Source organism: Chloroflexota bacterium, assembly GCA_035652535.1.
Taxonomy (GTDB): domain Bacteria; phylum Chloroflexota; class UBA6077; order UBA6077; family SHYK01; genus DASRDP01.
In genome coordinates, this window is record DASRDP010000045.1 from 1 (window position 1) to 10,422 (window position 10,422).

The following is a 10,422-nucleotide window of genomic DNA, read 5'->3' on the forward strand; positions in this document are numbered from 1 at the left end:
TACCGCGGCTGCTGGCACGTAGTTAGCCGGGGCTTATTCGCACGGTACCGTCATCATCTTCCCGTGCAAAAGGGCTTTACGACCCGAAGGCCTTCGTCACCCACGCGGCGTTGCTGGGTCAGGCTTTCGCCCATTGCCCAAGATTCCTAACTGCTGCCTCCCGTAGGAGTCTGGGCCGTGTCACAGTCCCAGTCTGGCTGATCATCCTCTTAGACCAGCTACCGATCGTCGCCTTGGTGGGCCGTTACCCCACCAACAAGCTAATCGGACGCAGGCCCATCCTCGGGCGCCTCGCGGCTTTCCTCGCACTGCCGAGGCAGCGCGATCGTATGCGGTATTAGCCCTCCTTTCGGAGGGTTATTCCCCACTCGAGGGTAGGTTACCTACGTGTTACTCAGCCGTCCGCCACTCGCCGACAAGTCGGCGCGTACGACTTGCATGTTTTAGGCACGCCGCCAGCGTTTGTCCTGAGCCAGGATCAAACTCTCCATCGAAGTTCCCTGAAGCCCGCTCCGCGGACTCCATGAATCACGAGGGTCTGTTTCTCTCCTCACCACTCTTCGATTGTTAAGGTCCTGCGCGATGCACGCGCATCGAAAGGATACCAAGCACTTGACGCAGTGTCAATCCCGCGCCGCAAGCCAGTCGACGAGCGCTTCCAGCGTTTCCGCCTCCGGGCCACCGCGGGTCCGGTAGCGCTCGGCAAGCCTCGCCAGCGTCGCTTCTGCGCCGTGTGCCATGTTCGCACTCAAGCCCAGCGGCTCGAGCGTGTCGGACAATTCTACCATCTCCTCCGACCGTCGCGCCGCACGCGGCGGCAGGCCCGGCAGCGTGTGCTCGAAGAACCGGTAGATGCCCGGCTGGGACGTTCGATACTTCTCGAGCAGCGGCTCCCGGAGCCCCAGCTTCGCGGCTCCAGAGAGCAGCTCTATGCCGATGGCGCTCAGCCCCTTGGTGAGGCCCGCGTAGAGCACCTTGAACGCCGACGCCTGACCGACCTCGTCCCCAAGAACGGCCGTCTCCAACGCCGGCTCCAGGATCTCCGCCACGTCGGCCGCGTGTTCCCCGGACAGGTACACCGTGGCCCGCTCGCGCAGCTCGCTCGCGGCCCCAATGATTGACCCGTCCACGAAGATCCCGCCCGCCGTCTCGATGGCAGCACCAATGGCCCGAGCCGTGTGGGGGCCGATCGAGTTCGCGTCGAGGTACATCGGGCGCGAGCCGCTCCGCGCAATGCTTTCGCCCGCGCGCCTGGCGAGGGGGAGGGCCGACAGCGATGGAACGATGGCCACGATCAGCTCCGCCTCGCGCGCGATGTCGTCCAGGGACGCTCGCACCTCGAACCCGGCCGCCTCGCATCGCCGCCGCGTGACGTCGCTCCGGCCCTCGAGCGAGGTCACCACGCGGTGCCCGCCCGCTTGCAGTGCACGACCAAAAGCTGTCCCCATCTCGCCCGGGCTCAGGATTGCGACGGTCCTCCCGGTCGCCATTCCACGTCTCCTTTACTCAAGACCTTGTCGGCTCAGCTCGTGGGCACGTCCACCGTGGCCCGATCTTCGATCTCCCATGCATGGTCCAACACGTGCCATGCGATGCGGCGCGCGGCGTACCGGAGCGGCCACGGCGTTTCCGCCGTGTTCCCTCCAGACCCGGCGCGGATGGCACGCAGGATCGCCGCGCGGAGCTCGCCCGCTGGATTCGTGGCCAGAGTGTCCCCGCGCGGGATGCGCAGGGCGATCTTCCGCGCGTAGTCCACCTCAGCCTGTCTCACGTGCGCAACAATGGCGTCGCGGTCTCGCCCCCCGCCGCGTGGACCTTTGCGCAAGACCGGAGGCGCCGAGCCGGCCACGCGGTCGAACACGCGCCACGACGCGTCGAGCAACGCGGCGAGTCGCGCGCCGTCCGCAGCGGACACCTCTGCGCCATCCGCCGCCGCCAAAGCGCTGGGGACCCCAAAGTCCGTTCCGGCCGAGCCCGGTAGCCGCTCGATAATCTCGAACGCCACGATTGAGGCGAGATCGAACGGCACGTCGGCCATGGCGGCGACCGGTTCGTATCGCGGAGCGACGGCCGCGAGGGCTTCTACCGCCGCCGCCTCGCCTCGGCCGGATCGACACCACCCGGGCCACTCCAGCGCCCACGCGAACGTGCGGCGCGATCCGACCTCGAGACATACCTGTGTCGGCGCGGACCTCATCCCCGCCCAGCTCGGTGGCTCAGCTCGGCATTCTGTGAGTAGGTGAGGTCGAACCGCACATCGAGGATGCGCATCGCGTATCCCTCGCGCCTCAGCTCGATCATCGGCTCGTTGCGGGCCGGATCGCGCACGATGCCAAGCGGATCCTCGCCGCGTTCTACGCGCTCGATCTGCTCCAGCAGCATCTTGCGGTACAGCGCGATGCCCTTGTCCGACGTGACCAGATGCTCCGCGGTCCGATCCGCGATCTCACCCTGAGCGATCCAGGCCAGCATGTCCTGGGAGTTGGTCGTATCGCACTTCAGCGTGCCATCGGGATTTCTGAACGGGTTCTCCCAGACCGGGACACGCGCCTGGGGCTCGCTACCGGCCTGCCGCGGTCTCGTGAAGTACCAGTAGGCGAGTGTCGTGACGTCATCGACCGGCACGCGGATCTGGAACATGGGGTCCGCGCCGGTGTTTACCGTGAGGATCGTCGGGAAAAGCACCGGATGCCCGTGCGTCCAGTCGTCGTCCTCCTCCGATTCCCCCTCCAGCAGTCGACGCTTGTAGATGCCAAACTCGAATGGGTCGAACTCGATCTTGAGATGCCGGCGCGGGCTCATGGCCGGCGGCTTCCCCTGCTTCTTCATAATGTAGTTGCCGAACACGCCGTGCAGGTGCTCGAAGTGGACCGGGTCGAAGCTGTTCTCCATGGCCTGGAGGAAGTTCATGGGTAGTCGGGCAACACCGACCTGCCGCTCCAGGTCTTCCCGCACCAGAAGGTCCCACCGAGGGAGCAACGGGACCGGCGCCGGTCCGAGATACCCCCAGGCGAGTCCACCCAGCTCCTGAACGGGGTATGCAGGCACCGTGAGCGGCAGGCACACGGGCTCGAAGGGCATGTCCACCACCTGCCCTCGATCGTCGTACGTCCAGCCGTGGTACGCGCAGCGCAGGCCATTCTCCTCCGGAATCCCGTACGCCAGGGAGATCCCACGGTGCGCGCAGCGCTGCCCGATGAGCCCCATCCGCCCAGAGGCGTCGCGGTAAAGAACGAGGTCTTCCCCGAGGATGCGCACGGGCCGGACCGGGTCGCGCGCCAGCTCGTCGACGGTCCCGACGACGTGCCAGTACCGACGCAGGAGGCTGCCCATCGGCGTCCCCGGGCCGACCCGTGTCAGTCGTTCGTTCTGCTCAGCCGTCAGCGCCATCGCTTCCTACCTCCCGCTCTCGAGTGGCCTGCGTCGCAGGATCCGTTCGGCGCCAGCCCGACCACAGGCACGGTCGGTGAGGTTCGCCAGTACCGCGTGTTGTCAGTATACGGACCCCGCACCACGCTTCAGGCTGCGCGACTGGCACGCCGTGGATGGGCGCCTCGACGTCGTTCTCATGACGCTCCGGCTCATCAATGAGTTGCGCCGCCCCAGGGCACGAATACTGGCGCGACACGGCGGATACCACGCATCTCCAATGATGGACCGCCCGCGGCAGTCGGCGTGCCAAGCATATCCCTCCGTCACCGCGGACGATCGCAGCGGGCGAGATGTACCGGGTGCCGCGCCTGGCAATCGAACGCGGACGCCCACGTGGTGGGCCGGTGAGGGTACCATTGCAGCCGCCACATCGTGGATGAATCCATGGAGGCCACATGTATCGATTCGTTCGCGCAATCGTTTCGATCCTCGCGAGTCTGGTTGCCGTGGTGACACCCATCTCGGGCCCGACGCCCGCCCGCGCCCAGGTTCCGATCTGCCTCCTGGGGAATTGGCAGGCCAGCGACATCGAGGGGACCTACCGCGCGCTGTTCTCCACGATCCCCAACTATCAGATCGACAGTGTGACCGGGGGAGTCAGCCTCGCTATCCAGGGCGACGGCTCGTACACCCTGAGGTACGACGGCTTCACCGTCTCGGGCACGTCCGAGCGTGAGACGTTCACGACGTCGATGGACGGGCCCGTCCACGGCCAGCTCAGCGAGTCTCAGCCGGGATCCATCGTCGGGAGTGTTCTCGACTCCACCGTAACGTTGACCACGACATTCCGCGGGAACACGACCACGGCGACGATGCCGTTCGCAACGCAGCAACAGGGGGGCTCGCCGGTCGACTACGACTGTGACCTCGGGAGCGTGACGTTTCGGTTGTCTCAACAGTCGACGGGGCAGACCTTCTCCATCACCTTCACCCGCTGACGTTGCCGACGAGCGCTCACGGCCCGCGTCGCGGAGGCACCGCGGGCCGACCGAGGGCGATCAAGAACATGACGCTCTTCCCCTCGGCATGGGGCCCGAAGAATTCGACCACCGCGTCGTCGAAAAAGGTGAGCCCTGTGGCGCCAAGACCGAGTCCGTAGGCGGCCAGATAGAGGCGTCCCGCGATGATGGCGGCTTCGAGCTGCGCGGCTCGATACCCGCGATTCCCCATGCAGTCGAGCGCGCGATGGAGGTCGGCCAGAAAGTAGACGTCGACGGCTGCATCGGCCCCGAGCCGCTGCCAGAGGGCGAGCCTCCCAGCGTGGTCCCGGAAATCGCCGGCCTCTAAGAGCGCCAAGGCCCTCGCCGATGATTCCAGCGCGTACTTGCCGCTTTGGAGCCCATCCACCGCGTTCGCGATGACGTACCCGGTGTTCCACCCGTGGGAAAGCCCGAACGGGACGTCGGCTGGGATCTCCCCCGCGGCGCATCGCAGCAACGTGCCCAGCTGGTCGCCGCGGATCGGTTCCTCCCGAAAACTGCGTGCAGAGCCACGACGCAGGATGACCTCTTCAACGGAATGGCCAGGAAGCTCGGCCTGACCGAGGGTGGGGAGCTGGGCAGCGGTCCCGGGCGCCTCGGCCGGCGTCGGCGGCCAGAAGCAGCGTTCGGCCGCGACGCGCCACGCGGCCACTTCGGCTTGCGAGTGCAGTGACGCAGCAGCGTGCATCGCCCGAATTGCTGGAAAGTCGATCTCTCGCGGCGAAAGAGGCACCGTGTCCAAATGGAGAGACGGAACGGCCGGCGTCGGCGGCGTCGAGGCTCCTCGCGCTCCCAGCGCCACGATGGCCAGCGCGGCCTCACCCTCGCCGTCGACGTCGATCAGACGGTTGACCTCCGCGTCAACGAATCCGAGATGGACCGACGCGGGTACGCCATGGGCGGCCGCCATCGTGAACAGGTTGGCGAGGATCGTTCCCAGATCCCAGAAGCAGTGGCGATACGTCCGGTCCTGGTATTTCCACGCGTTGCGCCAATAGGTACTGGTGAAGACCAGCACGACGGGCGCACCGGCGACTTCACGGCTCGATGCAGTGGCATCCACGACCGCGCCGCGCAGGTCGCCCCGCCTCAGCCGACGCAGCGCCGCGTCGTGGACCCCAAACTGATAGACGCCGGCCTCCAGGCCCGGCAGGTCACGACAGACCAGGTACACCTCGATGTGGTACAGGGCGCCGGTACAAGACGCGGCGCGGAAGTCCATCACGCCGCCCGGGTACCGCAGCCGCTTCGTGATGCCCGTCGAGTAGTGCAACAGCGTCGCGAGCGTTGGGAAATCGATCTGATCAGCGCGCCCGCCAGCCGTATGGCCCCCCAGGAGCACGTCGAACGCCGACACTGGCGCCACGGGCCGTTCGCCAGGCAATGAAATGGCGGACACGTCGCGATACAGCTTGTACGGACGCGGCTGGTTATCCCAATCGAGCCGGTGTCCGCTTGCGCGCACGCTGGCGGGCGAGTGCTTCGTGCGCTCGTGGTAGGTCCACGCGGCTTGAACGTCATCGTTGGCCAACTGGTCCTCGCTGCTGCGCATTCGGCTCTCACTCGATGATACGGGTCGGAGCGCGGGGCGATCCTTCTCCAGGCCCGATCACCGCCTCCGACGCCCTTCGGTCCATATAATCGAGCCAACTTCCATCCCGGTCGCGCCCCACTTCGCTTCAGGAGGCTCTCCGTTGTCAGAGCTGCTCAACACGCCGATCAGCGTGACCTGTCCCCGATGCGGCGAAAAGGTCGAGGCCACGCTGGGCGACGTGCAGGGCGAGCACCGCGTCACATGCCCCAACGGCCACGCCATCAAGCTCAAGCCCAAGAACGATTCGCTGAAGAAGGTCGAGAAGGCCCTGGAGGGGCTCGAGCGCGCAGTTGGTGAAGGGCACGTCCACTTCAAAGTCAATGTGACGCAGCGCGAGCGGGAATAGCCGCCCAACCATCTGGCACTCGGCCCCGTGACCAGCGCAACATCCGGATCGGAGCGGTCGTTGAAACAGTCCGCCACGGAAGAGTCCGTCCGAAACGGCAACCCGCCGGCCCGCGACGGCTTGGCCGCCGAGGATCCTGGCGGCGTCCTTCGTCTTCTCGTGCGCCTGCCCACGTTTCAAGCGTTTCGCTATCGGCAGTACCGCTTGCTCTGGTACGGCCAGGTCGGCAATGGTCTCGCCCAATGGATGGACCAGGTGACGCGGGGCTGGTTGATGTACGAGCTGACGGACTCCGCCCTGCAGCTCGGGTCCGTGACCGCAATTCGCGTCGTTCCCCTCCTCATCTTCTCGCCGATCGCGGGCACCGTTGCCGATCGATACGGCCGCAAGACGCAGCTCATCGCGGCGCAAAGCACGAACGCCGCGCTCTTCGCCATCATGGCGGCGCTCATCCTCACGCGCACGGTGCATCCGTGGCACGTCTACGCCGTCGCCCTAGCCGGCGCGGTCGTTCAGGTCTTTCAGCTTCCCGCCCGCCAGGTCATGACGACGGAGTCGGTGCCGCCGCGCGACCTGACGAACGCCATCGGACTCGGATCGGTGGCGTTCAACGGCAGCCGAAGTGTCGGACCGGCGGTCGCGGGGATCTTGATCGCGGTCGCGGGCACGGGCGGCTCGTATGCGGCCCAGGCGATGCTCATGGCAGCGTCGACGTTCTGGACGATGCAGCTTCGGCCCGAGCTGGGCTCCTCGCGCCGACTGAACTCCGGGGGAGCAGGTCGACTCGGGTTCTTCTCCAGTACGGTGGAGGGATGGCAGTTCGTCTTGCGGAACGAAACGGTGCGTACAGCGATGATGGTCATGATGATGGTGGCCCTCCTCACATGGCCATTCACCACGCTGCTCCCGATCTTTGCCCGGGATATCCTGCACGCGGGCTCCAGCGGGCAGGGCTTCCTGCTGGGCAGCATGGGGATCGGGGCGCTGCTCAGCGCGGTGCTGATCGCGTCCCTCGGCGATCGCCTGCCCAAGGGAATCCTCATGGTCTCCGGCGCCTTCGGGTACGGGGCCCTTCTGGTGGCCTTCGCCGTGTCCCAATGGTTCTCCGTGTCGCTGGCGCTCATGGTCGCCATCGGCGTCACGAACGTCTTCTGTAGCGCCCTGGTCCAGACGGTCGTTCAGGCCCACTCGCCGCCGGAGATTCGCGGCCGCGTCATGAGCGTCTATCAACAGCGGGACGTCTTCAACACCGCCGGCTCCATGATGATCGGGGCGCTCGCGGCAGCCTGGGGCGCGCCATGGGCGATGGCGCTGATGTCGGGCGCTTGCGCCGCGGGCGCGGTCGCCATCTTCGTGGCGGTCCCGCACGCGCGCACCATTCGATGATGCGCATCCCGGTCCGCCGCGGGGCCACTCGGGCGCGCGATCACTCTCGGGGGAGCTGAGGTGAAGCTAACGGTCTCGGACTCCGTATCCCCGTCCTATTTCGTCGCCATCGCCGCGGTGGAGCTGGGCCATTTCCGCGCCCAGGGGCTGGACGTCGAATTCGTCCCAACCCCGACGGATTCGGCGACGGCGTTTCACGACGGAGAGGTCGAATTTCTCGGCGCCTCGCCCTATACGGGCCTCAGCGCGTTTCCCGAGTGGCGCGGCGCCAAGGCCCTTTGCGCCCTCTCCCAGCACACCTACTGGTTCCTCGCCATGCGCGCGGACCTCGCGCCCAAGCGAGGCGACCTCAGCATCGTGAAAGGCCGCCGCATCAGCGCCTCGGGTCGCCCCGGGCTCCTTCTGAAGCGCGTGCTAGAGGACGCAGGCCTCGACCTCGAACGCGACGGCATTCAGCTCGTGCGCGCGCCAAATCCACCAGGAACCTGGGCGCGCCTCGGCGCGGACGCCATCGAGCAGGGGCTGGCCGATGGATTCTGGGGCAACGGGATGCGGGCCGAATACGCGGTTCGGCGCGGGCTCGCCACGGTCGTGCTGGATATTCGCCGCGGTGACGGGCCGCCGGCCGCCCGCGACTACACGTTTCCCGCCCTTCTTGCCACCGATCGTTTCGTCGAGCACCACCCCGAGGCGGCGGCAGCAGCGGTTCGCGCGATCGTCGCGACGCAGCGCCAGCTTCGTGCGGAACCCGCCCAGGCGACAAAGGTTGGACGGGTTTGGTTTCCGCCCGAGGAAGCCGAGATCATCGCCGACCTCATCGCCCGCGACGCCGAGTTCTACGATCCGGCGATCTCCCGCGCGGCCGTGGACGCGGCGAGCCGGTTTGCCCTCGAGGCCGGTCTGCTCTCGCAGCCTGTGGAATACGAGACGCTCGTCGCGACGCAGCTCGCACCACTCTGGCAGATTTGAGGGCGGGGCGACCATTCGTCCTGAGCTCGCCGAAGGACCGTTCGGCGCCGCTACGCACCGGGCCCGCGCGATGCCGCCTCGTCCACGTAGTAGCCGGGCCCGCCGAGATTCTCCGTCACGCCGACTTTGAATGCCGCGAGCGTGCTCTTGCGGTCAATAGTGATCATGGGGAAATTCTCCGCCGGATCGCGAATGACGCCCATCGGGTCCTCCCCGCGCGCGACCCGCTCGATGTTCTCGTGGATGACCTTGCGGTACAAAAGGATGCCCTTGTCCGAGGTGGCGAGGTGCTCGGTCGTGCGGTCCGAGATTGGGCCTTGGGCCACCCAGGCCATCTCATCCTGTCGCGTGATGTACGTAGCAACGATTCGCCCCGCGTCGTCGTACTGCAGGGGCTCGTGCTTCACGGTGAGCAGCCCTCCCCGCTCTCCGACCGGCAGGGCCGCCCCGTTGTAGTTGATGTTGAGGGCGTGCGAGTCGTCGACCGGCACCCGGAACTGATATCCGGCGCTCCCATCGACGGCAACGCCGGCCAGAATGTTGGGAAACAGGATCGGCGTCCCCATCGTCCAGTCGGTCACGTCTTCGCTCTGGCCCTCCACAAGCCGACGCTTGTAGATGCCGTACTTGAAGACGTCGAAGTCGATCCTGACGTGGCGGGCCGGGTTCACCATCGGAGGCTTGCCGGCGCGCTTCATCACGTAGTTGCCGTAAATGCCGTGCAGGTACTCGAAATGGATGGGATCGAGCGAATTGTCCATGCACTGCAGCCAATTGCAGGGGAGCGCAGTAAACCGAGCCGTCTTCTTCAGGTCATCGCGGACGAGCACGTCCCACCGTGGCAGGAGTGGAGCCGGCTCCGGGCCCATGTAGGCGAAGATGAGGCCGCCCAGCTCCTGCGCGCGGTATGCGCGGATTCGGAGCGGCAGGCACGCGGGCTCAAAGGGCATCTCCACGACTCGGCCTTCCGTGTCATACGTCCACCCGTGATACGCGCATCGCAGGCCATTCGCCTGCGGAATCCCATAGGCCAGCGAGATGCCTCGATGAGCGCACCGGTCGGTGACGAGGCCGAGATCTCCCGCCTCGGTCCGAAAGAGGGTCAGGTCCTCCCCCATGAGGCGCACCGGCCGGACCGAATCCCGCGCCAGGTCATCGGCTGACGCGATCGGGTGCCAGTATCGGCGCAGAAGCTCGCCCATGGGCGTGCCCGGGCCGACCTGGGTCAGGATGCGGTTCTCTTCCTCGGTGAGCATCTCGGTTCTCCTGCTGTCACTGGACACCGGGATGATTGCTCATAACTCGAAGGTGGCGCAACCTCGTCCGGCGGTGTCGCGGCGTTGATCCATCGCGGCCCGTGGATCGCCCGCGGGCGGGTTGGTGGCGAACCTAAGCGTCGCGGGCGAGGCGCAGCCCCATGAACTGCCAGCGATCTCCAGCGTGGAAAAAGTTGCGATAGGTGGGCCGAATGTGGCTTCGCGGCGTGGCGCACGAACCGCCGCGCAGCACCATCTGATTGATCATGAACTTGCCGTTGTATTCACCCAGGGCGCCCGTTGGCGCACGATAGCCCGGATATGGGAGATACGCGCTCTGCGTCCACTCCCAAACGTCGCCGTACATCTGATCGAACCGCGCCACTCCAGACCCGAGGGAGTCGCCGATGGCTCGGCGGACCGCGTCCGCGGAGGCCGGATGATACAGGCCAGACTCCA

The 10,422-nt window shown here is 66.6% G+C and carries 10 protein-coding genes and 1 rRNA gene; 4 read left to right on the forward strand and 7 right to left on the reverse strand.

Features of this window, described 5'->3' with window-relative positions:
• The 4 genes from VFC51_05355 to VFC51_05370 form a co-directional block, all read right to left on the reverse strand.
• A 16S ribosomal RNA gene (locus VFC51_05355) occupies nucleotides 1-494 on the reverse strand; the annotation flags it as partial.
• 129 nt (nucleotides 495-623) lie between these two features.
• Complete coding sequence (locus VFC51_05360; GenBank protein HZT06436.1) at nucleotides 624-1,490, reverse strand: DUF1932 domain-containing protein; 867 nt, start codon at nucleotides 1,488-1,490, stop codon at nucleotides 624-626.
• A 32-nt stretch (nucleotides 1,491-1,522) separates the two neighbouring features.
• Complete coding sequence (locus tag VFC51_05365) at nucleotides 1,523-2,197, reverse strand: hypothetical protein (GenBank protein HZT06437.1); 675 nt, start codon at nucleotides 2,195-2,197, stop codon at nucleotides 1,523-1,525.
• Nucleotides 2,194-3,390 carry an aromatic ring-hydroxylating dioxygenase subunit alpha gene (locus VFC51_05370; GenBank protein ID HZT06438.1) on the reverse strand — a complete coding sequence of 399 codons (1,197 nt, stop codon included), beginning with the start codon at nucleotides 3,388-3,390 and terminating at the stop codon, nucleotides 2,194-2,196. The genes VFC51_05365 and VFC51_05370 overlap by 4 nt, the downstream gene beginning before the upstream one ends.
• 437 nt (nucleotides 3,391-3,827) lie before the next feature.
• Here VFC51_05370 and VFC51_05375 point away from each other — a divergent pair, with 437 nt between their 5' ends.
• On the forward strand, nucleotides 3,828-4,370 hold the full coding sequence (locus VFC51_05375; GenBank protein HZT06439.1) for a hypothetical protein: 543 nt from the start codon (nucleotides 3,828-3,830) through the stop codon (nucleotides 4,368-4,370).
• A 16-nt stretch (nucleotides 4,371-4,386) separates the two neighbouring features.
• On the opposite strand, the gene VFC51_05380 is transcribed toward VFC51_05375, so the two are convergent.
• Entirely contained in the window at nucleotides 4,387-5,964 is a 1,578-nt protein-coding gene (locus tag VFC51_05380; protein ID HZT06440.1) for a SagB/ThcOx family dehydrogenase, read from the reverse strand.
• 142 nt (nucleotides 5,965-6,106) lie between these two features.
• Between VFC51_05380 and VFC51_05385 the strand changes: the two genes are divergently transcribed.
• From VFC51_05385 to VFC51_05395, 3 genes are read left to right on the forward strand one after another with little or no spacing between them, the layout of a single operon-like run.
• Entirely contained in the window at nucleotides 6,107-6,352 is a 246-nt protein-coding gene (locus VFC51_05385; GenBank protein HZT06441.1) for a hypothetical protein, read from the forward strand.
• Between the two features lie 60 nt (nucleotides 6,353-6,412).
• On the forward strand, nucleotides 6,413-7,738 hold the full coding sequence (locus tag VFC51_05390; protein HZT06442.1) for an MFS transporter: 1,326 nt from the start codon (nucleotides 6,413-6,415) through the stop codon (nucleotides 7,736-7,738).
• Between the two features lie 60 nt (nucleotides 7,739-7,798).
• Nucleotides 7,799-8,707: an ABC transporter substrate-binding protein gene (locus VFC51_05395; GenBank protein ID HZT06443.1), complete on the forward strand. Its 909-nt coding sequence runs from the start codon at nucleotides 7,799-7,801 to the stop codon at nucleotides 8,705-8,707.
• Nucleotides 8,708-8,757: 50 nt separating this feature from the next.
• Here the strand turns inward: VFC51_05395 and VFC51_05400 are convergent, their stop codons facing one another.
• Nucleotides 8,758-9,963 carry a Rieske 2Fe-2S domain-containing protein gene (locus VFC51_05400; protein HZT06444.1) on the reverse strand — a complete coding sequence of 402 codons (1,206 nt, stop codon included), beginning with the start codon at nucleotides 9,961-9,963 and terminating at the stop codon, nucleotides 8,758-8,760.
• Nucleotides 9,964-10,096: 133 nt separating this feature from the next.
• Nucleotides 10,097-10,422, reverse strand: a 326-nt coding sequence (locus VFC51_05405) for an SUMF1/EgtB/PvdO family nonheme iron enzyme (protein ID HZT06445.1), incomplete at its 5' end; no start/stop codon positions are given.

Excerpts from the sequence above, each read along its gene's own strand:
- VFC51_05370 (HZT06438.1), bottom strand. The coding sequence starts at position 3,390 with ATGGCGCTGACGGCTGAGCAGAACGAACGACTGACACGGGTCGGCCCG.
- VFC51_05360 (HZT06436.1), bottom strand. The coding sequence starts at position 1,490 with ATGGCGACCGGGAGGACCGTCGCAATCCTGAGCCCGGGCGAGATGGGG.
- VFC51_05375 (HZT06439.1), top strand. The coding sequence starts at position 3,828 with ATGTATCGATTCGTTCGCGCAATCGTTTCGATCCTCGCGAGTCTGGTT.
- VFC51_05380 (HZT06440.1), bottom strand. The coding sequence starts at position 5,964 with ATGCGCAGCAGCGAGGACCAGTTGGCCAACGATGACGTTCAAGCCGCG.
- VFC51_05400 (HZT06444.1), bottom strand. The coding sequence starts at position 9,963 with ATGCTCACCGAGGAAGAGAACCGCATCCTGACCCAGGTCGGCCCGGGC.
- VFC51_05365 (HZT06437.1), bottom strand. The coding sequence starts at position 2,197 with ATGAGGTCCGCGCCGACACAGGTATGTCTCGAGGTCGGATCGCGCCGC.